The sequence below is a fragment of the Streptomyces violascens genome (genome assembly GCF_014649955.1).
Classification (GTDB): Bacteria; Actinomycetota; Actinomycetes; order Streptomycetales; family Streptomycetaceae; genus Streptomyces; species Streptomyces violascens.
The window spans coordinates 115,060-139,271 of the sequence record NZ_BMUA01000010.1 but is presented as its reverse complement, the minus strand read 5'-3'; the positions used below and the strand labels follow the sequence as shown (position 1 = coordinate 139,271).

At 71.9% G+C, this 24,212-nt stretch carries 24 protein-coding genes, 2 tRNA genes and 1 pseudogene; 20 read left to right on the top strand and 7 right to left on the bottom strand.

Annotated features, from left to right (window positions below; translation table 11 throughout):
- Positions 1 to 32: 32 nt before the first annotated feature.
- Positions 33 to 719, top strand: a complete 687-nt coding sequence (locus IE206_RS21235; RefSeq protein WP_226598952.1) for an SCO2584 family spore wall biosynthesis protein — start codon at positions 33 to 35, stop codon at positions 717 to 719.
- Between the two features lie 170 nt (positions 720 to 889).
- On the top strand, positions 890 to 1,972 hold the full coding sequence (locus tag IE206_RS21230; RefSeq protein WP_189964315.1) for an SCO2583 family membrane protein: 1,083 nt from the start codon (positions 890 to 892) through the stop codon (positions 1,970 to 1,972).
- A 32-nt stretch (positions 1,973 to 2,004) separates the two neighbouring features.
- Here the strand turns inward: IE206_RS21230 and IE206_RS21225 are convergent, their stop codons facing one another.
- Entirely contained in the window at positions 2,005 to 3,111 is a 1,107-nt protein-coding gene (locus tag IE206_RS21225; RefSeq protein ID WP_226598953.1) for a M48 family metallopeptidase, read from the bottom strand.
- A gap of 110 nt (positions 3,112 to 3,221) precedes the next feature.
- Between IE206_RS21225 and IE206_RS21220 the strand changes: the two genes are divergently transcribed.
- The 9 genes from IE206_RS21220 (at position 3,222) to IE206_RS21180 (ending at position 7,944) form a co-directional block, all read left to right on the top strand.
- Positions 3,222 to 3,383 (top strand): hypothetical protein, encoded by a 162-nt coding sequence (locus IE206_RS21220; RefSeq protein ID WP_189964314.1) that lies wholly within the window; start codon positions 3,222 to 3,224, stop codon positions 3,381 to 3,383.
- 81 nt (positions 3,384 to 3,464) lie between these two features.
- Complete coding sequence (locus tag IE206_RS21215) at positions 3,465 to 3,626, top strand: hypothetical protein (RefSeq protein ID WP_189964312.1); 162 nt, start codon at positions 3,465 to 3,467, stop codon at positions 3,624 to 3,626.
- Positions 3,627 to 3,664: 38 nt separating this feature from the next.
- The gene (gene nadD / locus IE206_RS21210) at positions 3,665 to 4,282 is read left to right on the top strand and encodes a nicotinate-nucleotide adenylyltransferase (protein WP_053726166.1); all 618 of its coding nucleotides are present in this window, start codon (positions 3,665 to 3,667) and stop codon (positions 4,280 to 4,282) included.
- Positions 4,283 to 4,328: 46 nt separating this feature from the next.
- Positions 4,329 to 6,011 carry an LCP family protein gene (locus tag IE206_RS21205; protein ID WP_189964311.1) on the top strand — a complete coding sequence of 561 codons (1,683 nt, stop codon included), beginning with the start codon at positions 4,329 to 4,331 and terminating at the stop codon, positions 6,009 to 6,011.
- A gap of 92 nt (positions 6,012 to 6,103) precedes the next feature.
- Positions 6,104 to 6,544 (top strand): ribosome silencing factor, encoded by a 441-nt coding sequence (gene rsfS / locus IE206_RS21200; protein WP_189964309.1) that lies wholly within the window; start codon positions 6,104 to 6,106, stop codon positions 6,542 to 6,544.
- Entirely contained in the window at positions 6,541 to 7,197 is a 657-nt protein-coding gene (locus IE206_RS21195) for a histidine phosphatase family protein (protein WP_189964505.1), read from the top strand. Before rsfS ends, IE206_RS21195 begins: the two co-directional genes overlap by 4 nt.
- Positions 7,198 to 7,309: 112 nt before the next feature.
- Positions 7,310 to 7,382, top strand: a tRNA-Ala gene (locus IE206_RS21190).
- Between the two features lie 155 nt (positions 7,383 to 7,537).
- On the top strand, positions 7,538 to 7,708 hold the full coding sequence (locus IE206_RS21185; protein ID WP_189964307.1) for a hypothetical protein: 171 nt from the start codon (positions 7,538 to 7,540) through the stop codon (positions 7,706 to 7,708).
- Positions 7,709 to 7,710: 2 nt separating this feature from the next.
- Complete coding sequence (locus IE206_RS21180; RefSeq protein ID WP_053726163.1) at positions 7,711 to 7,944, top strand: hypothetical protein; 234 nt, start codon at positions 7,711 to 7,713, stop codon at positions 7,942 to 7,944.
- Here IE206_RS21180 and IE206_RS21175 read toward each other — a convergent pair.
- A complete protein-coding gene (locus IE206_RS21175) occupies positions 7,913 to 8,110 on the bottom strand; it encodes a hypothetical protein (RefSeq protein WP_189964305.1) in 198 nt (65 codons plus the stop codon). The genes IE206_RS21180 and IE206_RS21175 overlap by 32 nt on opposite strands.
- 26 nt (positions 8,111 to 8,136) lie before the next feature.
- Here IE206_RS21175 and IE206_RS21170 point away from each other — a divergent pair, with 26 nt between their 5' ends.
- Complete coding sequence (locus IE206_RS21170; RefSeq protein WP_189964304.1) at positions 8,137 to 8,604, top strand: hypothetical protein; 468 nt, start codon at positions 8,137 to 8,139, stop codon at positions 8,602 to 8,604.
- A tRNA-Ala gene (locus IE206_RS21165) sits at positions 8,595 to 8,667 on the top strand. Before IE206_RS21170 ends, IE206_RS21165 begins: the two co-directional genes overlap by 10 nt.
- Positions 8,668 to 8,772: 105 nt before the next feature.
- Here IE206_RS21165 and IE206_RS21160 read toward each other — a convergent pair.
- The gene (locus IE206_RS21160; RefSeq protein ID WP_189964302.1) at positions 8,773 to 10,332 is read right to left on the bottom strand and encodes an NADH-quinone oxidoreductase subunit NuoF family protein; all 1,560 of its coding nucleotides are present in this window, start codon (positions 10,330 to 10,332) and stop codon (positions 8,773 to 8,775) included.
- Positions 10,333 to 10,360: 28 nt separating this feature from the next.
- On the bottom strand, positions 10,361 to 11,554 hold the full coding sequence (locus IE206_RS21155; protein ID WP_189964300.1) for a ferric reductase-like transmembrane domain-containing protein: 1,194 nt from the start codon (positions 11,552 to 11,554) through the stop codon (positions 10,361 to 10,363).
- A 395-nt stretch (positions 11,555 to 11,949) separates the two neighbouring features.
- On the opposite strand from IE206_RS21155, the gene leuS reads away from it, so the two are divergent.
- The 5 genes and pseudogenes from leuS (at position 11,950) to IE206_RS21130 (ending at position 20,496) form a co-directional block, all read left to right on the top strand.
- Positions 11,950 to 14,823, top strand: a complete 2,874-nt coding sequence (gene leuS, locus IE206_RS21150; RefSeq protein ID WP_189964297.1) for a leucine--tRNA ligase — start codon at positions 11,950 to 11,952, stop codon at positions 14,821 to 14,823.
- Positions 14,824 to 14,943: 120 nt separating this feature from the next.
- Positions 14,944 to 15,699 (top strand): hypothetical protein, encoded by a 756-nt coding sequence (locus tag IE206_RS21145; RefSeq protein WP_189964295.1) that lies wholly within the window; start codon positions 14,944 to 14,946, stop codon positions 15,697 to 15,699.
- Positions 15,700 to 15,813: 114 nt separating this feature from the next.
- Complete coding sequence (locus IE206_RS21140) at positions 15,814 to 16,659, top strand: DegV family protein (protein WP_189964292.1); 846 nt, start codon at positions 15,814 to 15,816, stop codon at positions 16,657 to 16,659.
- A 240-nt stretch (positions 16,660 to 16,899) separates the two neighbouring features.
- Complete coding sequence (locus tag IE206_RS21135) at positions 16,900 to 17,949, top strand: ComEA family DNA-binding protein (RefSeq protein WP_189964290.1); 1,050 nt, start codon at positions 16,900 to 16,902, stop codon at positions 17,947 to 17,949.
- Between the two features lie 191 nt (positions 17,950 to 18,140).
- Positions 18,141 to 20,496, top strand: a pseudogene (locus tag IE206_RS21130) (ComEC/Rec2 family competence protein).
- Between the two features lie 105 nt (positions 20,497 to 20,601).
- Here IE206_RS21130 and IE206_RS21125 read toward each other — a convergent pair.
- Positions 20,602 to 21,063, bottom strand: a complete 462-nt coding sequence (locus IE206_RS21125; RefSeq protein WP_189964287.1) for a pyridoxamine 5'-phosphate oxidase family protein — start codon at positions 21,061 to 21,063, stop codon at positions 20,602 to 20,604.
- A 309-nt stretch (positions 21,064 to 21,372) separates the two neighbouring features.
- Here IE206_RS21125 and IE206_RS21120 point away from each other — a divergent pair, with 309 nt between their 5' ends.
- Positions 21,373 to 22,260, top strand: a complete 888-nt coding sequence (locus IE206_RS21120) for a YceI family protein (protein WP_189964283.1) — start codon at positions 21,373 to 21,375, stop codon at positions 22,258 to 22,260.
- 29 nt (positions 22,261 to 22,289) lie between these two features.
- Here IE206_RS21120 and IE206_RS21115 read toward each other — a convergent pair whose 3' ends face one another.
- Positions 22,290 to 22,538 carry a hypothetical protein gene (locus IE206_RS21115; RefSeq protein WP_189964280.1) on the bottom strand — a complete coding sequence of 83 codons (249 nt, stop codon included), beginning with the start codon at positions 22,536 to 22,538 and terminating at the stop codon, positions 22,290 to 22,292.
- A gap of 91 nt (positions 22,539 to 22,629) precedes the next feature.
- Here IE206_RS21115 and holA point away from each other — a divergent pair, with 91 nt between their 5' ends.
- Complete coding sequence (holA, locus tag IE206_RS21110) at positions 22,630 to 23,616, top strand: DNA polymerase III subunit delta (RefSeq protein WP_189964278.1); 987 nt, start codon at positions 22,630 to 22,632, stop codon at positions 23,614 to 23,616.
- Between the two features lie 382 nt (positions 23,617 to 23,998).
- On the opposite strand, the gene IE206_RS21105 is transcribed toward holA, so the two are convergent.
- Entirely contained in the window at positions 23,999 to 24,211 is a 213-nt protein-coding gene (locus IE206_RS21105; RefSeq protein WP_189964275.1) for an acyl-CoA carboxylase subunit epsilon, read from the bottom strand.
- Position 24,212: the final 1 nt, after the last annotated feature.

The window sequence follows — 24,212 nt, the reverse complement described above, 5'->3', positions numbered from 1 at the left end:
CCAAAAAGACCGGCCGGGGATACTCTGAACGGGTGCCGGACGACGTAGGGGGCGGGCCGTTTCCGGACGGCCGGGAGCCCGACGACGACCACGGGGGCGCGGACGACGACTTCGCCTCCGTGGTGTTCGACGAGGACTTCGTACGCGCCGCCGAGATCCACGAACCCAGTGCCGTAGAGCGACTGCTCGCCGCCGCCCAGGCCCGTGCCGAGGCGGAGGCGGCTCGCGCCCGCGCGGGCGCCGGAGCCCCCGACGACGAGCTCTACGACGACGGCTACGACCCCTACCGCCCCGGCCGCGACCCGGACGACCTCGGCGGCCCCGGCCTGTCCGGCGGCGCCGAAGCGGGCCCCTACGGGCGCCACGGCGGCGCCCTGCGCCCCTACCGGGGCCGGGCCCGCTGGCACCGCCCCATCGCCTGGCTGCTCGCCGTGGTGATGGGCATCGGCATGGTCGCCCTGGCCTTCTCCGCCGTCTACCGAGGCGCCACCTCCGACCACGAGGACAAGGCCCCGCCCCCCGCCACGAGCAACGTCGACAACCCGACGAACGCGGCGGGACCGGCCGTGGGAGGGCCCTCGTCGAACGCCGGAGGCCTGGGCAAAGGCGTAGGCCCTGGCCCGGGCACGAACGGCATGCCCCTGGTACCAGCGGTCTCGGCTTCGGCCTCGGCCGCTTTCGAAGGACCGGCGGTCTCTGCTGCGCCTCGGGTGCCTTAGGGGGGGCGGGTTTCTGTCGGGGCACTGGGGGTGGGGCCCCTCCCCCCCGCCCACCCTCCCCTTCCCCCGCCCACCCCCTGAGCAGCGCCTGAACGCCACCGTGGAAACTCGTCGGAAGTTGTCGTGTACCAGCGCGTTTACGTTTCCCTCACCAGACCTACCCTGAAGGTATGGCAGGGCGTGGAGAGCCACCCGAGGGGACACCGGAGGGCCTCCCCGGCGGTGGTGACGACGAGTACCGGTCCGTCGTCTTCGACGAATCGTTCGTCCGTGCTGCCCGCCTTCAGGAGTTCTCCGCGCAGGAGCGCATGCGCGAGCACGCGCGAGCCGTACGGTCCCGTCCGAGCTGGTCCCTCAGGGCTTCCTCCAAACCCGCCGTCGCGCTGGTGCTGCTCCTCCTCATCGCGTTCAGTACCGCCATCTACATGGGCATCCGGCACCCGTACCAGCCGCCGTCCACCAGCCACCCCGAGCCGCTGCGGATGACCGTGATCCCGCTGGCCCCGCAGGGCCCGGTGCCGGGCGGCGACGCGGAGCAGCTCTTCGCGCACAGTCCGGCCGCCGCGTTCCGGATCGGCGGCTCCGGGATCAACCTGCCCTCGGCCACCAGGACCGAGCACTTCTCCGAGGCGCAGGTGATGAACGCCCTGTCCATCGCCAAGGACTACCTGGTCAAGTCGTCCCTGGACCCCGATGTGCTGGCCGGCGGCCCGGTCCGTCAGATCCGGGTGCTGCTCGACCCCGATCTGATGTCCCAGTTCGACCAGAGCGTGGCCGCCCCGGTCGACGACGGCCGGCACTCCGCCACCGGCTGGCTGGTGCGCTTCGATCCGGCCAAGGTGGTCCTGGCCGACCCCCAGATCCGTGTCCAGGGCTCGATGAGCTACGCGGAGTCCGGGCCGGACGCACTGGACGTCGCCACCGACTATGTCTTCGTCTACGCCCTGCACCCGGCGGGGAACGGCCCGCACACCACCGACGCCTCGCTGTTCACCGTCCGCCGCGAGCTGCACTTCCGGCTCGACCGCGATGACCTGCGGCTGAACCGTACGGAACTGCAGGCCAGCACGGTCGAGGCCGGGCCGCAGGCCTGCTCCGCCGACGTCGCGGCCCAGATGCGGCCGCTCCTCGCCGGGGAGCGGGCGAGCGCGCAGAGCCCGGCCGCCACCGACCCGTACGCGATCGGTCCCGCCCCCGAGTCCGTCTGCGGCACGCTGGCCGCCGGAGCCCAGCCGTCCCCCGCGGCCGGCTGATCCGGCTCGGTCTTCTTCCTCGGTCCTCCTCCTCAGCCCTCCCCGTTGCCGTTCTGCTCCGGCTTGCCGTCGGTCGGCTCCGTGTCCGGTCCGGCCGCCTTGTCCGAGGGGCGCGCACCCGTGCCCGTGAACTTGTCGCGCAGCTTGCCGCCCAGGTCCGCCGTGCCGCCCGCGATGTCGCCGACGAGCTTCATCAGCGGGTCCTTGCTGCTCTTGACCGCGTCGGCGTACGAGGCCGCGGACTCGCGGAAGGAGTCGGTCACCGAGGTGTCCTTGTCCTCGTCGCGGCGGGGGTAGTGACCGTCCATGATCCGCTGGTAGTCGCGGGTTTCCGACCACTTCTTCAGCTCGGCCGCGCGCACCGTGGTGAACGGGTGCGAGCGGGGCAGCACGTTGAGGATCTTCAGCACAGAGTCGCGCAGGTCGCCCCCGGCCTCGTACTCCTCGGCCTGCTCCAGGAACGCGTCCACGTTCATCTCGTGCAGGTGGTTGCCGCCCGCTATCTTCATCAGCCCCCGCATCGAGGCCTGCAGATCCTGGCCCACCAGCAGCCCCGCCCGGTCCGCGGACAGCTCCGACTTGCGGAACCATTCGCGCAGCGCCGTGACGATCGCCATGATCGCGACGTTGCCCAGCGGGATCCAGGCCACCTTCAGCGCGAGGTTGGTGAGGAAGAGCAGGATCGTGCGGTACACGGAGTGGCCGGAGAGGGCGTGGCCCACCTCGTGGCCGACGACGGCGCGCATCTCCTCCTCGTCGAGCAGTTCCACGAGGCCCGTCGTCACCACGATGATCGGCTCGTCGAGACCGATGCACATCGCGTTGGGCTGCGGATTCTGCGTGACGTACATCGGGGGGACCTTCTCCAGGTCCAGGATGTAACAGGCGTCCCGCAGCATGGCGTTGAGGTGGGCGAACTGGGCGTCGCTCACCCGTACCGAGTCGGACAGGAACAGCAGCCTGAGGCTGCGCTCGGGCAGCAGCCCGCTCAGGGCCTTGAAGACGGTGTCGAAGCCGGTCAGCTTGCGCAGCGCGACCAGCGCCGAGCGGTCGGCGGGGTGTTCGTAGGCCCGGGAGGAGATCCCGGGGAACCTGCGCCGCTGCCTGCTCGGCACGTTGTCGTTGATGTCCTCGGTCATGGGTGCCCCCTGTCGTTCGAGTCGTCGGCTCGTCCCCCTGACGACATCCACATTAGGCGGTGGGGTTACCGTGGCCCGGGGGCCTGTGGATAACTTCGAGGAGACCTGCCATGCCGGACGTCGTCACCGCTCTCGCTGCCGCATCCGGCCAGGGGCCGGGCGCACTGCTGCGGATCCTGCTGCTCGGCTCCATGGTCGGAGCGGGCCTGCTGGCCTGGTTCCTGCTGCGCGGATACCGCTCGAACGGTGGCGACGACAACAAGAACGACTGAGTCGGCGTGAGCGTGCCCGGACCGCCCGCATACGATGTGGGCGAAGTCTCCGCCCCGACTCCCGGATAGGTCCTGCCGAAGATGAGCCTCCACAGCACCGCCGCCAACCTGGTCACGCTCGCCGAAGGCGCCGAGCACGGTGGCAACCACGAAAGCCTGCAGCCCTGGATGACGGGTGGCGGCGCGCTGGTCATCCTGCTTCTCCTGCTCTGGGTCACCACCCGCTTCAACCGCGACCGCTGAGTCGGGGCCGAAAAGCCGGGCCAGTAGGCTCTGCACGCATGGGAGAGCAGGAAGTGCCTACCGGTCCGGTGAAGCGACGCATCGGTGTGATGGGCGGAACGTTTGACCCGATCCATCACGGACACCTCGTGGCCGCCAGTGAGGTGGCCTCGCAGTTCCATCTGGACGAGGTCGTCTTCGTACCGACCGGGCAGCCGTGGCAGAAGAGCCACAAGCTGGTCTCCCCGGCCGAGGACCGCTATCTGATGACGGTCATCGCCACCGCGTCCAACCCGCAGTTCTCCGTCAGCCGCATCGACATCGACCGCGGCGGCGCGACGTACACCATCGACACCCTGCGGGATCTGCGCGACCGCAACAGCGACGCGGACCTCTTCTTCATCACCGGCGCCGACGCGCTCGGTCAGATCCTCACCTGGCGGGACGCCGAGGAACTGTTCTCGCTGGCCCACTTCATCGGCGTGACCCGGCCCGGCCACGTACTGACGGACGACGGGCTGCCCGAGGGCGGGGTCTCCCTGGTGGAGGTGCCCGCGCTGGCGATCTCCTCGACCGATTGCCGGGCGAGAGTCGCGCAGGGCGACCCGGTCTGGTATCTGGTTCCGGACGGTGTGGTGCGCTACATCGACAAGCGCCAGCTGTATCGCGGCGAGTGAGTCCAGCCGTACCGCCTGTACGTCGGCGAGTGAGAGAAGGCCACCGGTGAACGACCGCCAGTACGACCCGTACGCACCCCAGGTGCAGCTGGTCGGGTACGACGAGTACGGCCGGCCGGTGTACCAGCAGGTCCAGCCTCACCAGCAGGCGTACGACCCCTATGCGCAGCCCCAGGAACCCCAGCAGCATCAGCAGCAGGGGTACGGCTACGACCAGGCGTACGTCCCGCAGCAGTCGACGTACGACCCGTACGCGCAGCAACAGCCGCAGCAGACCCAGCAGTTCCCCCAGCAGCAGCCTGAGCAGTTCCCGCAGCAGGACTACGGGCACGGCTACGGCACCGCGCAGCAGCCGGCCGTCCAGACGCCCCCCGCGCCCGAGCCGGCGCCGAAGCCGCAGGGCTCGCCCGTGCTGCCCCAGCAGCGGCGGGACGAGCACGCCGAGAGCGGCGGACGGGACTACCGCACCGAGCAGTTCTCGTTCATCGAGGAGCCCGACGAGGACTCCGAAGACGTCATCGACTGGCTGAAGTTCACCGAGAGCCGCAGCGAACGCCGCGAGGAGGCCAAGCGGCGCGGCCGCAACCGCGTCGTCGCGCTCGTCGTGGCGCTCGCCCTGGTCGCGGTGGGTGGTGTCGGCTACCTCTGGTTCGCGGGCAAGCTGCCCGGGCTCTCGTCGTCCTCGGACAGCAAGAAGGGCGGCGCCACCACGGCCGGCCCGCAGAAGCGCGACGTGATCGTGGTGCATCTGCACAACACCAAGGCGGGCGGCACCTCCACGGCGCTTCTCGTCAACAACGTGACCACCAAACAGGGCACTACAGTGCTGCTGCCCAACTCGCTCGCCGTCTCCAATGACGACGGCAGCCGCACCACCCTGGGCAAGTCGGTGGACGCGGACGGCTCGCAGGGCACCCGGGATTCCCTCTCCACGCTCCTCGGCACCAAGATCACCGGCACCTGGCGCCTGGACACCCCGTACCTGGAGAACCTCGTCGACCTCGTCGGGAACATCGACATCACTACGGATGCGGACGTTCCCGGGGCCAAGGAGGGCGGCGACCCGGTGGTGAAGAAGGGCGCCGACCAGACGCTCACCGGTCAGATGGCCGTCGCCTACGCCACCTACCGCGGCCCCGGCGAGGCCGAGGCCAAGCAGCTCCAGCGGTTCGGCGCGGTGATGTACGGGGTGCTGCGCAAGATCTCCGACGACCCCAAGGCCGCCACCATCACCGTCCAGACGCTCGCGCAGATCCTCGACCCGTCGCTGCCCGAGAGCGACCTCGGGGCCTCCCTCGCCAAACTCGCCGAGCACGCCAAGATCGGCGCGTACAAGACGGCGGTCCTGCCCGTGCAGCCCGACGGCACGCTCAGCCAGCAGGCCAGTGACAGCGTGGTCAAGGACGTCCTGGGCGGCCAGCTGGGCGGCGGGGGGTCCGGCCAGGGCTCGGCGGTGCGGGTCGGTGTCAAGAACGCCGGCGGCAACCCCAAGAGCGCGGAGGCCGCACGGGTCGCCCTGATCAACGGAGGCTATGCGTTCGTCGACGCCGGAAACTCGGGCACGGAGGCCACCTCGCAGGTCCTGTACGCGGATGAGAAGAACAAGGCGAAGGCCGTCGAGGTCGCCAAGACCCTCGGCCTGCCGGACAGCGCGGTCAAGCAGGGCAAGGCGGCCGCCAACGCGGATGTGTCGGTCGTCATCGGAAAGGACTACAAGGCGCCGCAGTGAGGTGCCCGGGGTAATCCTTTCGGGGCTGTCGGCGGTCCGTGAGATCCTGGAAATCGATCCGATTGGATCTGACCGCCGACGAAAGCCTGCTTGTGACCGCCACGGACCGTTCCATCGAGCTCATCACCGCCGCCGCTCAGGCGGCCGCCGACCGGCTCGCGCACGACATCATCGCGTACGACGTCAGCGATGTGCTGTCGATCACCGACGCCTTCCTGCTCGCCTCCGCTCCCAACGACCGCCAGGTCAAGTCGATCGTCGACGAGATCGAGGAGCGCCTCAACAAGGAGCTCGGCGCCAAGCCGGTGCGCCGCGAGGGCGACCGCGACGCCCGCTGGATCCTGCTCGACTACGTCGACATCGTCGTGCACGTCCAGCACAGCGAGGAGCGCGTCTTCTACGCCCTGGAGCGGCTGTGGAAGGACTGCCCCGAGCTGCCGCTGCCGGACGACGCCATGAAGACGCGCGGCAAGGCCGCCGAGCACGCCGCGCTGACCACCGGCGCCGACGAAGCGGACGGTGAGCTGAGCTGAACAGCACCACCAAGGGCGGCCGGGGCCGCCGGATAGTCCTGTGGCGGCACGGCCAGACGGCCTGGAACCTGGAGCGCCGCTTCCAGGGCTCCACGGACATCGAGCTGACCGAGACCGGAATCGGCCAGGCACACCGGGCCGCGCGCCTGCTTGCCGCGCTGAAGCCGGACGCGATCGTCGCCTCCGACCTTCAGCGGGCCGCTGCCACCGCCGCCGAGCTGGCGGCCGTCACCGGCCTGCCGGTCGAGCACGACTCGGCCCTGCGCGAGACGTACGCGGGCGCCTGGCAGGGGCTCACGCACGAGGAGATCGTCGGCCAGTACGGCGAGCAGTACGCGGCGTGGAAGCGCGGCGAGCCCGTGCGCCGGGGCGGCGGCGAGCTGGAGACCGAGGTCGCCGACCGGGCCGCCCCGGTCGTGCTGCGCCATGCCGACAAGCTGCCCGACGGCGGCACCCTCGTCGTCGTCAGTCACGGCGGCACCATCCGCACCACCATCGGCCGGCTGCTCGGCCTGGAGGCGCACCACTGGGAGGGCCTTGGCGGGCTCACCAACTGCTGCTGGTCCGTCCTCGGCGAGGGCGCCCGCGGCTGGCGCCTGCTCGAGCACAACGCCGGAACGCTGCCCGAGCCGGTCCTCGGCGACGACGACTAACCGCTGCTCAGGGGCGGTGACAGCCGGATTTCACTTTCCGGCAGGTCACAGGCTAGAGTTCTTCTTGTTCGCAGCGCGGGACCGCCGAAGAAGCGGAAACAAGGCGAACAGCGGGGCTATAGCTCAGTTGGTAGAGCGCCTGCATGGCATGCAGGAGGTCAGGAGTTCAATTCTCCTTAGCTCCACAATCGGATCCCGTCCCCTCGTGGGGGCGGGATCTTCTTGTTGTCCACCCCCGGTGGCCGGTCTCGTACGGCGACAGCACTGACCCCCTTGCGAGGACATGGCAGAATCGGGACGGCCGGAGGGGGACGACGGACCGAACGGGAGGGAGCGCGCGATGCCCGCTAGTCGCGAAGAATTCCCGGAACCGCCCGGCGGGCCCGAAGCCGCGTCGCACGGCGCCTGCCTGAGCTGTCCCTCCTGTGGCTCCCTCCACGTCGCGCAGATGCTCGGCGACAACGGCGGGGTGTCCTACGTGTGCACGGCCTGCGGCCACAGCTGGAGCTGAACATGGGTGCACACAGGCGGAAATGCGACTGGTGCGGCAGCGGTACGCCCATCGTCAGGGACATGGATCCGGTCAACACCGACTATCAGTACTGGTGCGAGGAATGCGCCAGGGCGCTGATCATAAAGGGCGACCCGATCGAGACGTATCGGGAGCTCGAAGGGGAGCCGATCTACGGCCGCCTCCTCGAGGCGCACTGCACGCTCAAGCGCTTCTACTCCTTCGCCACGGCCTGAGCGCCGCCAGGACGAGGAAGCACGTCCCGGCCGGCGGACAGAGCGCCGAGAGCGCCATCCAGCCGCCGCCCTGGGCGAGTTCGGGACGGCCCGTGCCGTGCGGGACCCACCACAGCGCGTACGAACCGAAGACGGTGCCGAGCAGCGCCCGGCGCGAGCCCTCCACCGCGACGTCCAGAAGCGCAGCGAGTCGTGCGGGAGCGCGACTGCCGCGTCGCCGTGGCCGCGCAGAACGCCCCGGCGGCCTTGATGGTCATGCCCAGGCGAAAGTTCCCGGCGCCGCTCCTTGTCCGTACGACGGCGGTGATCAGCAGGAACAGCGCGAACAGGGCGGGCGTGAGCTTTCAGCGCGGCGGCCAGACCGATGCCGGCGCCCGCCCAGCGGTGGCCCTGTCGACCGGCGAGGTCCCACAGCACCGCGACGGCGATCCACAGCGCGGCCCCGGGACGCGTCCGGCCCGCGAGCCGCAGCGACAGATGGGCAAGGGCGAGCAGCCTCCCCAGAGCGGTGTGCGCGAGTACCTTCACGGTCACGAAGGCGGATGCTTCCGTCCTTATCCGTACAGAACGGAAACCGATTTGGTGAAGTACCGGGGGGACCGTGTAATGTTCTCGATGTCGCCGCGGGAAACCGGGCGGCGGGAAAGCAAGGGGCTATAGCTCAGTTGGTAGAGCGCCTGCATGGCATGCAGGAGGTCAGGAGTTCAATTCTCCTTAGCTCCACAATAGAGAAGGCGGGCCATCCGAATCGGATGGCCCGCCTTCTTGTTGCGCCTCCCTCTCTGATCGTTACGCCGCCCCCTGGGGCGGCGTAACGATCAGAAGCGGTCAACTCCGGCCGCTGCCCAGGGCCTTGCGGGGAATCTGGGGAAGCGCGGCCGGGGCCTGCTCGATCCGGAGCGCCAGTGCCGGGCAGCGGCGCACGGCCCGTTGGGCGCGCCCCCGCAGATGCATCGGCACGGTGGCATCTGCGACGAGCGGGTAGCCGTCGGGGCCGAGCCGGATCAGCTCCGGCACGATGTCCGCGCAGAGCCCGTGGCCCTCGCACAGCGTCCAGTCGACAAGGACCTTCTCGCCGCTCGGCACGCCTTCCTCCTGGTAGCCGGGCGAGGGCAGCGGCAGCACGCCCACGGTCGGCCGGCCGCAGCCCCCCGCCAGCACATGGGCCGCCAGGTCGTCCGTGAACGCCGCGAGCGTCGAGGCGAGGAAGCGGGCCGAGCCGTCCGGATGCTTGCAGGCGCCGCGGCCCTTCACCGCCCCCGTCACCTCGCGCAGCGCCTCCAGGGCGGCCGGGCCACCGCCGTTCAGCACATCGGCGAGCCCTCCCGCGGCGGCCGGCAGACCCAGCCTGCACGGGCCGCACTGGCCCGCCGTCTCGGCCGCCAGCCAGTTGGCGACCCGCAGCGCCTCGCCGAGCGCACAGGTCTCCGTGCCGATCGGCAGGATCGCGCCTGCCCCCAGGGCGCCGCCGAGTGCCGAGAGCGAGGCCCGCGAGACGGCCGCGTCATGGGCGGCCACCGAGTTCAGCCAGCTGCCGTGATAGCCGCCGGTCAGCACACCCTGGGGCAGCGAGGGCGCCCCGGCCAGCTGGAGGACGTAGCGCAGCGGCACCCCCGTGGGCACCTCGACGACCATCGGGCGGGCGACCGCCCCGGACAGCGTGAGCAGCACAGTGCCGGGCTCGGTCGGCTCGCCGGTGTTGCAGAAGCGGCGCGGGCCGAGCCGGGCGGCCACCGCGAGCTGGGCGTACGTCTCCGCGTTGGAGAGCAGCGTCGGGGCGCCGCCCACGCCCGATTCGGCGGCCCGCTCGCGGCGGCCCGGCGGCAGGGCGGGGCCACCGTCCACCGCCCGGATCACCGCGGAGGCCTCGCCGGACACCATGCGCTCGGGGGTTCGGACCACGCGGGCGCGCAGGGGGGAGCTGCGCTTGTCGGCGAGGCCGCGCTCGGCGAGGGCGGCGCGCACGGAGGCCTCCGTGGAATCGCGGGTCACGGCGACGACCAGGGTGCGGGCACCAAGGGCCTCTGCGGCCAGCAGAGCGCCGTCCAGGACGAGATGGGGGGCCCGGCACACCAGGACGGTGTCCTTGCGGCAGGCGGGCTCGCCCTCGCTCGCGTTGACGACGACGACCGGGCGTATCCCGCGCCGGATCGCGGCGGAGGCGACCGCGCGCAGCTTGCGGCCGAAGGGGAAGCCCGCGCCGCCGCGGCCGTTGAGGGCGATGTCGTCGGCGAGTTGGGCCAGGCGTTCGCCGTCGACCGGCTTCAGCGGACCGTGCACCTTGAGGTGCATCGGCAGGGCGAGGCGCTCGACGAGATCGAAACCCGCGGTCAGATGGGGCAGGCCGACGACGCGGACTTCGGGAACATCGGGGAGGGGGGTGTTCATGGTCGTACTCCTGCTGTTGCGGGCACCGTCACGGGCGTTCTCGGGAGGCCGAGCCCGGCTGGGAGTGCCAGGGCTCGCCGGCGGCCGGCGGCTGGTACGGCGTGGACGGCGCGGGGGAGGGCAGCGGCTCGGGGGGCCGCGGCGAGGGCGCGGGCCAGCGGGCGGCCGGGGGCGCGGACGGGGCCAGGGAGACGGCGCGGTAGGCCGCCGAGATGCCCGTGCCCGCGTCGCCGCCGCGGACCTCCTGCCCGGCGGCCGGACGATAGCGGGGCAGCGCCTCGTGCGGAGGCTCGTACAGGGCGTGCGCCTGCTGGAACTGCGCCTCCTGGAACTGCGGCGCCTCTTCGAGGGCTTGGTACGCAGGCTGCGCTCCGGGGAGCTGCTGCGTCGGCTGCGCCTCATAAGAGGGCTCGTAGGAAGGCTCGTAGGAGGGCGGCTCGTAAGCCTCATAAGAGGGCGGCGTCGCGGGACGCGGCGGCACGGCGGGCTCCGCGGGCTCGCTCTCCGAACGTGGCCGGAAGGGCGCGAGCCGGTCGGCGATCCGGCGCTTCACCGGGCGCGGCAGCGCGCGTACGGCCAGCGCGCTCGCCACTCCCGCCAGCGACAGGCCGTACATCACGACCACCCAGGAGGCCGGCGGGCGTCCCGCGTACAGGCCGTGCATCAGGGCGAAGCACCAGGCCGGGTAGGCCAGCATGTGTACCGCGCGCCAGCGTGCCGCGACGCGGCCCGGGGTGGCGAAGGCGCTGCGCATCGCGCCCGTGACGGCCGTGAGGATCATCAGGATCCCGGCGAGTGAACCGAAGCCGATCAGGCCGGACGCGCCGGTGATGCCGAGTCCGAACGGGACCACCGCGCCGAGCAGCCCCACATGGCCGATCGCGATCTTGACGGTGACGTGCAGCAGGAGGAAGCCGATCGAGGCGATCGCGGTCGCCCGGTGGACGGCCTGCGCCATGAGGCGGTCACGTGTGGTGAGGAGCAGTCGGTCGGTGGCGAGCAGGCCCCAGGCGACGGAGGCGGTCAGCGAGACCAGCGACAGGACACCGGCGGTGAAGTCCAGGGCGGCGCGCAGCCCGTCCGAGGAGAGCAGTGCCAGTGGCGGTATGAGCAGGGCGACGACGCCCAGTGCTGCCGCGGAAAGCCCGCCCCGGCGGGCCGGGCGGCCCCGTGCCGGATTCTGGCGCGGGCGGTGCGGGTTGAGCGGATTGCGAGATTTCATGGTGGGGCGACTCCGAATGGTTCGGCAAAGCGGTCCCGTGGCGGCATGCTAGGTCGCCCCATACCAGCCGGTACGGGGTTTGAGCGGTTGCCCCAGAAGAGGGGGGTACGCGGAGTAACCTCGCCCTCGGCACCCCCAGGGGGTAGGCCCCGGGCACCCCCCACGGGTACTCCGTGCGGGCCTTGCGGGGCCTGCGGTACCCTGACGCCATGCGTGCCGTACGCCTTCTGCTTAGCGAGCCGCGCTGAACACTCCCGACCGATGAAGAGATCCGGTCGGACTCGGCGCGGCGCCCCCTCCTGTGCGAGGGGTTTTTTCGTTTGGCGATTCGATGGCGGATCGACGGACGAACGCTCGTAACCGCTGGCAGAGACGATCGATGGAGCTTTGAGGACATGAGCGAGACGAACACCGCTGCCGCCGCAGAGACGGCCGCGCCGCACCGCTACACGGCGGCCATGGCCGCCGACATCGAGGCACGCTGGCAGGACTTCTGGGACGCCGAGGGCACCTACGCGGCGCCGAACCCGGCCGGTGACCTGGCCGGGGATCCGGCGGTCGTCGCGCGGCCCAAGAAGTTCATCATGGACATGTTCCCGTACCCCTCGGGCTCGGGCCTGCACGTCGGCCACCCGCTGGGCTACATCGCCACCGACGTGTACGCCCGCCACCAGCGGATGACCGGCCACAACGTGCTGCACACGCTGGGCTTCGACGCCTTCGGCCTGCCCGCCGAGCAGCACGCGGTCGCCACTGGCACGCACCCGCGGGTCTCCACCGAGGCCGCCATGGACAACATGAAGCGGCAGCTGCGCCGGCTGGGCCTGGGCCACGACAAGCGCCGGTCGATCGCGACGATCGACCCGGAGTACTACAAGTGGACCCAGTGGATCTTCCTGCAGATCTTCAACTCCTGGTACGACGCCGACGCGCAGCAGGCCCGCCCGATCGCCGAGCTGGTCGCCGCGTTCGAGAACGGCACCCGCGAGGTCCCCGGCGGCCGTGACTGGGCCGCGCTGAGCGCCGCCGAGCGGTCCGACGTCCTGGGCGAGTACCGCCTGGCGTACGCCTCCGACGCGCCCGTCAACTGGTGCCCCGGCCTGGGCACCGTCCTGGCCAACGAGGAAGTCACCGCCGACGGCCGTTCCGAGCGCGGCAACTTCCCCGTCTTCAAGTCCAAGCTGCGCCAGTGGAACATGCGCATCACCGCCTACGCGGACCGCCTGCTGGACGACCTGGACGCGCTGGACTGGCCGGACGCCATCAAGCTGCAGCAGCGCAACTGGATCGGCCGCTCCGAGGGCGCCCGCGTCGACTTCAAGGTCGGCGACACCGACGCCATCACCGTCTTCACGACCCGTCAGGACACCCTGTTCGGCGCCACCTACATGGTGCTGGCCCCCGAGCACGAGCTGGTCGACACGATCGTCCCGGCCGCCTGGCCCGAGGGCACCCACGACGTGTGGACCGGCGGGCACGCGAGCCCCGCCGAGGCCGTCGCCAAGTACCGCGCGTTCGCCGCCTCCAAGTCGGACGTGGAGCGCCAGGCCGACGCCAAGGAGAAGACCGGCGTCTTCACCGGCGCGTTCGCCGTCAATCCCGTCAGCGGCGAAAAGGTTCCCGTCTTCATCGCCGACTATGTGCTGATGGGCTACGGCACCGGCGCGATCATGGCTGTACCGGCGCACGACACCCGTGACTTCGCCTTCGCGCGCGCCTTCGAGCTGCCCATGCGCTGCGTCGTGCAGCCGTCCGACGACCGCGGCACGGACGCCTCGACGTGGGACGAGGCGTTCGCCTCCTACGAGGCGAAGCTGGTCAACTCCGCCAACGGCGAGATCTCCCTGGACGGCCTGGGTGTCGTCGAGGCCAAGGCGAAGATGACCGACTGGCTGACCGAGCGCGGCATCGGCGAGGGCACCGTCAACTTCCGCCTGCGCGACTGGCTGTTCAGCCGCCAGCGCTACTGGGGCGAGCCCTTCCCGATCGTTTACGACGAGGACGGCGTCGCCCACCCGCTGCCCGAGTCGATGCTGCCCCTGGAGCTGCCGGAGGTCGACGACTACTCGCCGCGTACCTTCGACGCGGACGACGCCGACACCTCGCCGGAGACCCCGCTGTCCCGCAACGAGGACTGGGTCAACGTCGAGCTGGACCTGGGCGACGGCGTGAAGAAGTACCGCCGCGAGACCAACACCATGCCCAACTGGGCCGGTTCCTGCTGGTACGAGCTGCGCTACCTGGACCCGCACAACAGCGAGAAGCTGGTCGACCCGGCCATCGAGCAGTACTGGATGGGCCCGCGCGAGGGCATGCCGACCGGTGGCGTCGACCTGTACGTCGGCGGTGCCGAGCACGCCGTGCTGCACCTGCTGTACGCGCGCTTCTGGTCCAAGGTGCTGTTCGACCTGGGCCACATCTCGTCGGCCGAGCCGTTCCACAAGCTGTACAACCAGGGCATGATCCAGGCGTACGTCTACCGGGACAGCCGCGGCTTCCCGGTGCCGGCCGCCGAGATCGAGGAGCGCGACGGCAAGTTCTTCTTCGAGGGCGAGCCGGTCAAGCGCGAGCTGGGCAAGATGGGCAAGTCCCTGAAGAACGCGGTCACTCCGGACGAGATCTGCACCGAGTACGGCGCCGACACCCTGCGCCTGTACGAGATGGCTATGGGCCCGCTGGACGTCTCGCGCCCCTGGGACACCCGCGCGGTGGTCGGCCAGTACCGGCTGCTGCAGCGGCTGTGGCGCAACATCGTCGACGAGGCGACCGGCGAGGTCACCGTCACCGACGCCGAGCCCGACGAGGCGACGCTGCGTGCCCTGCACAAGGCGATCGACGGCGCGGGCGGCGACCTGGCGGGGCTGCGCTTCAACACCGCCATCGCCAAGATCACCGAGCTGAACAACCATCTGACCAAGGCGGGCGGCCCGCTGCCGCGGCCGGTCGCCGAGCAGCTGGTGCTGCTGATCGCGCCGCTGGCCCCGCACATCGCCGAGGAACTGTGGCGCAAGCTGGGCCACACCGACTCCGTGGTGCACCGCGACTTCCCGGTCGCCGACCCCGCGTACGTCGTGGACGAGGCCGTGACCTGCGTCGTCCAGATCAAGGGCAAGGTCAAGGCGCGCCTGGAAGTGCCTCCGTCGATCTCCGACGACGAGCTGGAGAAGCTGGCGCTGGCGGACGAGGCCGTCGTCGCGGCACTGGCCGGCGCGGGCATCCGCAAGGTCATCGTGCGCGCGCCGAAGCTGGTGAACATCGTCCCCGCGTAAGGGCCGAAACGGTACTGGGGGCTTTCCCCTACGGGCAGGTTGGGGGTTCCAGGGGAACCCACGGCCTGCCCGTTCCGTTTACGGTGGAGGGGACGATGCCGACCAACCTGGGGGACGTTCATGGAAGCCGCGATCCTGATCCTGGCGCTGCTGTTCGTCGCTTTCGTGGTGCTCGGCGTGTACGTGACGGCCAAGGTGGTCGGCGCCGCCAAGCGCGGAGTGGAGCGCACGGTCACGCAGGCCCGCAGGACCGTCGAGGACACCACGCTGCGCGCGAAGAGCGTGGGCCAGCCGGGCGTCGCGGGCCAGCTCGCCCAGCTGCGGCTTTCGCTGCGTACGTCGATGCGGGCCACGCAGGACGCGCTGCACGCGCGCCTCGCCGAGGACGAGTCCCTCAAGGAGTCGCTCGCCCTGTTCGAGCGGCTCAGCGGGCACGGCCATGAGCTGGACGCCGAGCTGAGGCGCCTGGAGCGCGAGCCGGACAAGCGCAAGATCGCGGACCGGATGCCGGAGCTCCGTGAGCGCACCGAGCGGATCACGCACTCCGCGGACTCGCTGCGCTGGGCCGCGCTGGACCGGGCACGGCAGTTCGCCGACGACGACCTCGCCTCGCTCAGTGAGCAGATCGAGATGGAGTCGGGAGCGCTGCGGGACTGGTCGACCAAGGGGCCGACCAACGGCGAGTCCGTCTCCTGGGACGACCTTTCGGACAACCCCGCGCCCGCGCAGAGCAAGCCGTCGCCCTCCCCGTCGCCGGAGCGGGGCGCGCAGACGCGGCCCGAACCACCGGCCCAGGCACCGCAGGCGATAGGCGCCGCCGAGTCGCCGGTGACGTACCCGTGGCAGAAGTCGCCGCGGCCCGAAACCACGAGCTGACCCGGCGAACACCAGGTCGAGGCGCTGGAACAGGGCGTCCGGCGCTGACCCGAACTGATCATTCCACCAGGGCCGGACTGCCGTCCGGCAGCCTCGGCGGGTAACCTCCCGCTCATGTCCCGCCATGTCGCGATCGTCACCGATTCAACGGCCTATCTGCCGCCGCAGACGATGGAGCGGCACAGCATCACCGCAGTGCCGCTGACCGTTGTCCTGGGCGACCAGGCGCTGGAGGAGGGCACCGAGATCTCGGCCCGCTCGCTGGCGCTGGCCCTGCAAAAACGGCGCCCCGTCACCACTTCCCGGCCCAGCCCCGAGGTATTCGCGGCCGCCTACCGCAAGGTCGCCGAAGCCGGGGCGAGCGGGATCGTCTCGCTGCACCTCTCGGCCGAGTTCTCCGGCACCTATGACGCCGCCGTGCTCGCCGCCAAGGACGCCCCGGTGCCGGTGCGGGTGGTCGACACCGGGATGGTCGCGATGGCGCTCGGCTTCTGCGCACTGGCCGCGGCCCAGGTCGCGGACGCGGGAGGCGCGCTGGACGAGGCGGTGGCCGCAGCGGAGAAACGCGCCGGCGAGACCTCCGCCTTCTTCTACGTCGACACCCTGGACTACCTGCGCCGCGGCGGCCGTATCGGGGCCGCTCAGGCACTGCTCGGCTCGGCCCTGGCGGTCAAGCCGCTCCTCCAGCTCGACGGCGGCCGGATCGACATGCTGGAGAAGGTACGCACCGCCTCGAAGGCCATCGCCCGGCTTGAGGAGATCGTGGTCGACCGGGCCGGGAGCAGCCCGGTCGACATCGCCGTGCACCATCTCGCGGCACCGGAACGCGCCGCCACCCTCGCCGACCGGCTGAGGGCACGGGTGCCGGGCCTGGTCGACCTGTACACGAGCGAGGTCGGAGCGGTGATCGGCGCGCACACGGGGCCGGGGCTGCTGGGGGCGATCGTCTCATCGCGTTGAGGCGGGTGAGCCCGGTTCGAGGCCGTCGGGTCGGCCGCGCCGAGGCGGGTATGGGGTGGATCGGGGCCGTCGGGTCGGCCGCGCCGAGGGCCGTCGGCGTGCCGTGGCCGCCCCGCTGAGCGGTCCGGATCGGGCCGGACTCCCTCGTACGGGTGGCGGAGTTGTCCACAACTCGCTGGCCGTCCACCGGAATTGGGCCTGTTCGGCGGGCTCGCGCTCGGGTGCCTAACGTCTCGTGACATGGCACTCCGATCACCACGCACCGCCACGAGCGGACCGGGCCGGGCACCCGGCTCCGACGGTCGGGCCCGCCCGGGCCATGGCCGCCGAAGCAGCACCGCCCAGGCCCATGTCTCCGCCCTGACCGCACGCAGGCGCGCGGACGCGCTGTTCCTCCCGCCGCCACCGGGCACGGCGGCCCCGCCGCACGAGCCCGCCGCCCCGACGGCGCGCACTCTCGGGGAGTCGGCACTGGCACCTCCGCCTGTACCCGAGCGGGCTGTCCCGGGGACGCCCGCCCCGCCGGAAGGAGGTCTGGCCGGTCCTGGTGTACGGGAGCGGGCCTGGGTGGCGGTGCGGGAACGGCTGCCGGTGTGGGCCCAGTTGAGGTTCGGTCTCGCACCGCGCAGCCTGGCCGCGCTGTGTGTGGTGCTGGTGGTCGCGGCGGGGTTCGCCGTGCACCACTTCTGGGCCGGGCGCCCGCAGTCCGTACGAGCCCCTGACCTGGTCGGCGGGCCGGGCCCGACGCTGCCCGGGGCGAAAAGCGCGGGCGGCAGCGCATCGGGACGTGGGGCGAGCGCCGAGGCGACGCCCCGGCCGGTGGCCAACGCGGTGCCGTCGCCGGCCGGAGTGCTCGTGGTGGACGTCGGCGGGAAGGTGTGGCGGCCGGGGATCTACCGGCTGCCCGCCGGATCGCGGGTCGCCGATGCGCTGGCCGCGGCGGGTGGGGTGCGCGACGGCGCCGATCTGACCGGCCTCAACCGGGCACGCCTGCTCACGGACGGCGAGCAGGTGCTGGCGGGAGTGCCGGGCGCGGCGCCTTCCGGGACGGGCGGCGGTGCCGGCACCGGTGCCGGCGGTGGCGTGGGCGGATCGAGCGGGCCGGTCAGTCTGAACTCGGCTTCGGTGGAGCAGTTGGACGGGCTGCCCGGCGTCGGTCCGGTGCTCGCGCAGCACATCGTGGACTACCGCGCCCAGCACGGTGGCTTCCGCTCCGTCGATGAACTGCGGGAGGTCAATGGGATCGGCGAGCGCAGGTTCAACGATCTGCAACCCCTGGTGCGGCTGTGAACCGCCTGGAGATCCATGCCGAGTCGGGCCACCGGCTGGGCGCGGCCAACCCGTACCGCGAAGGGCCGGCGGACCTGCGCCTGATCGGCCCGGCGCTGGGGGCGTGGGGCGGCGCGGCCGTTGCGCTCAACTCCTCGTCAGATGAAGCGAGTTGGAGTGTCGTGGTGTGTCTCGCCGCGGCAGGGGTGCTGATGGCGCCGGTCGTCCGGCGGGCTCTGGCGGGGTGGATCTCGGGCGCGGGGTTACGTGCAGTACGCGAGCGGGGCCGGGAGGAGGACGGCCGTCACGCCGGTGCAGTGGGCGAGGCTCACGGGACAGTGGGCGGCGGTGGGGTCTGGGGGTATCGAGGCGCCGTCGCGGGGGTGTTGGTCTGTGCGGCGGCCGGGATCGTGGCCGGGGGGCTGCATGCCGCCGAGGTGCGGCGGGGGCCTCTGCCGGGGCTGGCACGGGAGTTCGGGCAGGCCACGGTGGAGTTGACGGTCCGGGGGGACCCGAGACCGACGCGGTCCGCCGGGTGGGGTGGCGCCTCGGTCGCGGTGGATGCCGAGGTCGAGCGGGTCCTCGGGCCGGGCGGCAAGGTCGAGCGGGTCCATACACCCGTCCTCGTCATCGCGCCCGCGAGCTGGCAGGGGCTGCTGCCGTCCACCCGGGTGCGGGTGACCGCGCGGCTCGCGCCGGGCGACGGGAAGATCGCCGCCCTGCTCAGGGCCCCGAACGGGCCGCCCCGTATCACCGGGCCGCTGACTGCCGTGCAGCACTGGGCCGGTGGGCTGCGGGGCGGGCTGCGCGAGGCGGCCGGAGGGCTTGCGCCGGATGCGCGGGCGCTTGCTGCCCGGCCTGGTCGTCGGCGACACGTCCCGGGTGACGCCCGAGCTGCGCGCCGCCTTCGAGTCGACCGACCTCATGCATGTCATGGCGGTATCCGGAAGCAACTTCGCGATCATGCTGGCTCTGTTGATCGGATCGCCGGGGAAGGCTCTGCTGGCCGAGCGGGGTGGCCTCGCGCCGCGGCTCGGGATCTCCCTGAGGGCGACCGCACTGCTGGGAGGGGCGCTCGCGCTTGCCTTCGTCGTGGTGTGCAGGCCGGAGCCGAGCGTGCTGCGGGCCGCCGCATGCGGTCTGGTCACGCTGCTGGCGATCGGTACGGGCCGGCACAGATCGCTGATCCCCGCGCTGGCGGCCGCCGTCCTGCTCCTGGTGCTGTACGCGCCCGAACTGGCCCGGAGTTACGGGTTTCTGCTGTCGGTGCTCGCGACCGGGGCGCTGCTCACGATCGCGCCGGGATGGGCCGCGGCACTGCGGCGGCGTGGGGTGCCGGCCCGGCTCGCCGAGGTGCTGGGCGCGGCGGGAGCGGCGCAGGCGGTGTGTGCTCCGGTGGTGGCCGTGTTCGCGGCGCGGGTCAGTCTGGTCGCGGTGCCCTGCAATCTGCTGGCCGAGCCGGCGGTGGCGCTGGCGACGTTCGCGGGCTTCGCCGCACTGGCCGCCGCGCCGATCGTGATGCCTCTCGCCAAATGCTTTGCCTGGAGCGCGGGTTGGCCCACGGGCTGGATCGCGTCGGTGGCCCGCACCGGAGCGGCCCTGCCCGGGGCGGAGTCGGGATGGCCGGGCGGCTGGCGCGGGGGAGCGCTGCTCGCCGTCGTCACCGCAGTGGGGGTACTCGTGGCGCGGCGGCTGCCCCGGTACCCCTGGGCGGCCGCGGCGCTGGCGCTCGTTCTGCTGCTCGCCGTGATGCGGCCGGCCCCGCTGACCAGGATCGTCACGGGCTGGCCGCCGCCGGGCTGGTCGTACGCCATGTGCGATGTGGGGCAGGGTGATGCCACGGTGCTGGCCGCCGGGGCGGGCGCGGCGGTGGTGATCGACACCGGGCCCGAGGCCCTGCCGGTCGACCGCTGTCTGCACGAGCTCGGGGTGAACCGCATTCCGCTGCTCCTCCTCACCCACTTCCATGCCGATCATGTGGGCGGCCTGGCAGGGGTGTTGCGGGGAAGGTCCGTCGGGCTGATCGAGACGACGGGGTTCGCGGATCCGCCCGACCAGGCGGCGTTCGTACGGCGCACCGCCGCCGCGGACGGGGTACCGGTGGTGGCGGCCGCGTACGGGGAACGGCGGGAGCTGGGCGGGCTTTCGTGGGAGGTGCTGTGGCCGCCGCCCGAGCCCGGTCCGGTGCCGGACGGGCCGAACGACGCCAGCGTCACGCTGCTGGTCCGCACCGCCGCCGGGCTGACCCTGCTGTTGCCCGGCGACCTCGAACCCCCATCGCAGCGCGGGCTGTTGAGGCGCAATCCGGAGCTCGCGCGGGTGGACGTCCTCAAGGTCGCCCACCACGGCTCGGCACACCAGGACCCCGCCCTGCTCGGAGCCGTACGTCCGAGGCTGGCGCTGATCTCGGTCGGCCGGGGCAACCGGTACGGCCACCCCGCGCCCGGCACCATCGCCGTACTGCGCGCGTGGGGCGCGGCGGTGCTGCGCACGGACACGGACGGGGCGATCGCGGTCACGGGGGTGGGGGAGGGGCTGCGGGCCGTACCTCGGGGGCGGGACCCGTGACAGGGGCTCGATACGGAGTGCGCCCCAGGCGTGGCTGCGGCCGGGGACGCGGCCACGGCGTGGCCGCCGGCTGGGGAGGCGCCGGGTGCCCAGTGGTCTCGCGGGTCAGACGAGCCAGGCTCCCTCGTGCATCAGGTCGCGGTCGGGGATTTCGTTGACCTCGCGCCAGGCCTGGATGCGCTGGGGGACGACGCGGAAGTAGGTGTACGAGGGGCCGCTGTCGCGCGGATCCCAGATGACCTTGGCGGCGAAGGCGTCCCCCGAGGACTTCGGGAGTTCGGTGGCGGGGATCACGGTGGCGGTGCCGGTGATGTGCACGACGTCCCGAGTGTGGCCGAGCGTGACCTGCACCGGGCGGCCGCCGGGCAGCAGGTTGCGCAGGGTGGGGTTGGTCAGGCGGGTGCACATCAGCAGGGAGCCGTCCTCCCAGACGAAGGAGAGAGGCATGAGGTGGGGTTCACCGGAAGCGGAGGCGGTCGCGACCCAGGCGTCCTCGTCGTTTTCGAGGCGGGTCAGTACGTCCTGCTTGCGTTGTTCGCGGCTGCGCGCCGGCTCGCGTGTCGTCATGTCCCGTTACGCTAGCGGCGGTTGGGGCCCGAGTGCCTCGGGCGCCGGACCTAGGACTTGCGGGGGAGAGCGGGGTCCGGAGGGGGCGGAACGCGGTCCGTTCGGGCCGGGCAAGCGGAATGGCCAATTCGGGCCTCTGGTGACAGGTGCCTCAAGAGTGCCCAGGCGCCGCGTTTGCCTCGAACGGCACAACAGTGATCGAATGCATCTTCGTCATGGGGCCGCAGTCCTGCTGTGGCGAGGACGGACGAGGATGTCTGCCCCCTGCGCGGCCCGGCAGAAACTTCAACGCACGGGGGTGCGTACACAGTGTTCAGCCGCTGGTTCGGCAAGAGCTCGACCAGTTCTCCGCTTCGTACCGGGCCACTGGCCGGCCTGTCCGTCCCGTCGACCGCGGGCGTGCTCAGCTGCCGGGTGCTCGATCCGGTCAGCGAGCCGGTGCAGCGGGCCGAGTTCGTGGTCAGCGACACCTCGGGCCGCCGGGTCGTGGGCGGGGAGACCGACCCGTTCGGGACGGTGGTCACGACGGTTCCGGCGGGTGAGTACCGGCTGGCCGTCACGGCCGAGGGATATACGCCCTTCCACGCCAACGCCACCGTCAGCGCGAGCGGGCTCGCCGCGCTCGGCGACGTCACGCTCCAGGTGGCGGCCCCTCCCTCGCTGCCCGACCCGGGCGAGTGGGAGCTCGACCCGACGCACTCTCAGATCGGCTTCACCGCGAGCCATATCGGCCTTGCCCGGATCCACGGCCGGTTCAACACCTTCGCCGGGGTCATCCGGATCGGGGAGCGCATGGAGGGGTCCGCCATGCACGTCATCATCGACACCGCCTCCATCGACACGGGCGTGCAGATGCGCGACGACCACCTGCGGTCGGGCGACTTCCTGGACGTCGGGAGCTATCCGACGATGGAGTTCTACAGCGACCGGTTCGTGCACCGGGGCGGCGGCCGGTGGGCGATCATCGGCGGGCTCACGCTGCACGGCGTGAGCCGTACGGTGACGCTCGACACGCAGTACCTGGGGCTCGGCACCGGGCTCGGCGGCGAGACCCGGGGCGCCTGCCGGGCCAGCACCGAACTGCACCGCGAGGACTTCACGCTCACCTGGCAGACCATGCTGGCGCGGGGCATCGCGGCGATCGGGTCCTCGATCTCGATCGACCTCGACATCCAGATCGTGCCGAAGACGGGCTGAGCCCGGGCGAGTCAGGTCCCCGGGGCGCGTCAGGGGGATTCGAGCCAGCCGTCGTGTTCGGCGGCCAGGGCGTCCAGGGCCTTGGGGTCCAGGCGGGCGTCCGGGTCCTCCACGACGACGAGCCACTGGGCGTCCTCGGCGTCGTCCTCGCCGGCCAGGGCGTCGCGGACGAGCTGGGGTTCCTCGGCGAGGCCGAAGAGGTCGGTCAGCTCGGTGGCCACGTCCTCGGCGGCGTCGCGGTCCGGGAGCACCAGTACGTGTCGGGTCACATCGTTCACCTGGCCATTCTCCGATATCGGGGTGGCGCGGGAGGGAGGGGGCCGGGGAGCGGGCCGGGACTGTCAGTGGCCCGTGGGATGCTGGAAGGCGATGGCCACCAGGAAGAACTCCACCGACGATCCGCTCGCCCCCGTCACGCTCGCCGTGGGCCAGGAGGACCTGCTGCTCGACCGCGCCGTGCAGCAGGTGGTGGCGGCCGCCCGGGCCGCCGACTCCGACACCGATGTGCGTGACCTGACCTCCGACCAGTTGCAGCCCGGCACTCTGGCCGAGCTGACCAGTCCCTCCCTCTTCGCCGAGCGGAAGGTCGTGGTCGTCCGCAACGCGCAGGACCTGTCCGCGGACACGGTCAAGGACGTGAAGGCGTACCTCGACACGCCCGCAGAAGAGATCACCCTGGTGCTCCTTCACGCGGGCGGGGCCAAGGGCAAGGGGCTGCTTGACGCGGCCCTCAAGGCGGGGGCCCGGGAGGTCGCGTGCCCCAAGACCACGAAGCCGGCCGAGCGGCTGACGTTCGTACGGCAGGAGTTCCGGGCGCTGGGGCGTTCGGCCACGCCCGAGGCCTGCCAGGCGCTCGTCGACTCCATCGGCAGCGATCTGCGCGAGCTGGCCTCCGCGGTGTCGCAGCTCTGCGCGGACGTGGAGGGGACGATCGACGAGGCGATCGTCGGGCGGTACTACACCGGGCGGGCCGAGGCCTCCAGCTTCACCGTCGCCGACCGGGCGGTGGAGGGGCGGGCCGCGGAGGCGCTCGAAGCGCTGCGGTGGTCGCTGTCCACCGGGGTCGCGCCGGTGATGATCACCAGTGCGCTCGCGCAGGGGGTGCGGGCGATCGGGAAGCTGTCCTCCGCCCGGGGGGGCCGGCCGGCGGATCTCGCGCGGGAGTTGGGCATGCCGCCGTGGAAGATCGACCGGGTGCGGCAGCAGATGCGGGGGTGGACGCCGGAGGGGGTTTCTTTGGCCCTGCGGGCCGTGGCTGAGGCGGATGCGGGGGTGAAGGGCGGGGGGGACGACCCCGAGTACGCCCTGGAGAAGGCCGTCGTCACGATTGCCCGGGCGGCGCGGTCGGGGCGGTAGCACCCTGGGCTGCGCCCTGTCCCGCCTCGGAGGCTTCGCCCCCAGCCCCCTTGTCTGCCGGTCGCGGCCCGTCCGTGGCTGGTCGCGCAGTTCCCCGCGCCCCTAACAGGGCATGGCGCCCGGCCGGGATTGCGGTTTGGAGGTGGGCTGCTCCCGCGGAGAGGGCGTTCGTCTTTCGGTCGCGGGCCGTCCATGGCTGGTCGCGCAGTTCCCCGCGCCCATAAAAACAGCCCCCGAGGCGAGCGGTCCCGGGCCCCGCGGTCGAGCGAGGCGAGAGGCCGGTCCTCAGCCGCTCGACCCGGGAGGGCCCGGGGCCCTCGGCCGAATGCGCTGAGCCGAGGGCCCCGCCCCATGCGTCGGCTGAGGCGGGGTGTCCCGTTCGCTATGCCGCCCTTCGCCAGCTCACCGGCGGGTCGTACGGCTGGCGGCGCCAGGCTGCCAGGGGGATTACCGGGGCCAGGGTCGCGGGAGGCTCCGCTGTCAGGGAGAGGAGGACCACCGTCAGGGCGGCCAGTTCGGCTTCCGTCGGAGTGCCTCTCAGTACCCGGAACAGGGGGTCGGCCGACTCGGCCGGTGCATTCGAATCGTTCGGCACG

Excerpts from the sequence above, each read along its gene's own strand:
- IE206_RS21230 (WP_189964315.1), top strand. The coding sequence starts at position 890 with ATGGCAGGGCGTGGAGAGCCACCCGAGGGGACACCGGAGGGCCTCCCC.
- IE206_RS21225 (WP_226598953.1), bottom strand. The coding sequence starts at position 3,111 with ATGACCGAGGACATCAACGACAACGTGCCGAGCAGGCAGCGGCGCAGG.
- IE206_RS21220 (WP_189964314.1), top strand. The coding sequence starts at position 3,222 with ATGCCGGACGTCGTCACCGCTCTCGCTGCCGCATCCGGCCAGGGGCCG.
- IE206_RS21215 (WP_189964312.1), top strand. The coding sequence starts at position 3,465 with ATGAGCCTCCACAGCACCGCCGCCAACCTGGTCACGCTCGCCGAAGGC.
- nadD (WP_053726166.1), top strand. The coding sequence starts at position 3,665 with ATGGGAGAGCAGGAAGTGCCTACCGGTCCGGTGAAGCGACGCATCGGT.
- IE206_RS21185 (WP_189964307.1), top strand. The coding sequence starts at position 7,538 with ATGCCCGCTAGTCGCGAAGAATTCCCGGAACCGCCCGGCGGGCCCGAA.
- IE206_RS21180 (WP_053726163.1), top strand. The coding sequence starts at position 7,711 with ATGGGTGCACACAGGCGGAAATGCGACTGGTGCGGCAGCGGTACGCCC.
- IE206_RS21160 (WP_189964302.1), bottom strand. The coding sequence starts at position 10,332 with ATGAACACCCCCCTCCCCGATGTTCCCGAAGTCCGCGTCGTCGGCCTG.
- IE206_RS21155 (WP_189964300.1), bottom strand. The coding sequence starts at position 11,554 with ATGAAATCTCGCAATCCGCTCAACCCGCACCGCCCGCGCCAGAATCCG.
- leuS (WP_189964297.1), top strand. The coding sequence starts at position 11,950 with ATGAGCGAGACGAACACCGCTGCCGCCGCAGAGACGGCCGCGCCGCAC.
- IE206_RS21145 (WP_189964295.1), top strand. The coding sequence starts at position 14,944 with ATGGAAGCCGCGATCCTGATCCTGGCGCTGCTGTTCGTCGCTTTCGTG.
- IE206_RS21140 (WP_189964292.1), top strand. The coding sequence starts at position 15,814 with ATGTCCCGCCATGTCGCGATCGTCACCGATTCAACGGCCTATCTGCCG.
- IE206_RS21135 (WP_189964290.1), top strand. The coding sequence starts at position 16,900 with ATGGCACTCCGATCACCACGCACCGCCACGAGCGGACCGGGCCGGGCA.
- IE206_RS21125 (WP_189964287.1), bottom strand. The coding sequence starts at position 21,063 with ATGACGACACGCGAGCCGGCGCGCAGCCGCGAACAACGCAAGCAGGAC.
- holA (WP_189964278.1), top strand. The coding sequence starts at position 22,630 with ATGGCCACCAGGAAGAACTCCACCGACGATCCGCTCGCCCCCGTCACG.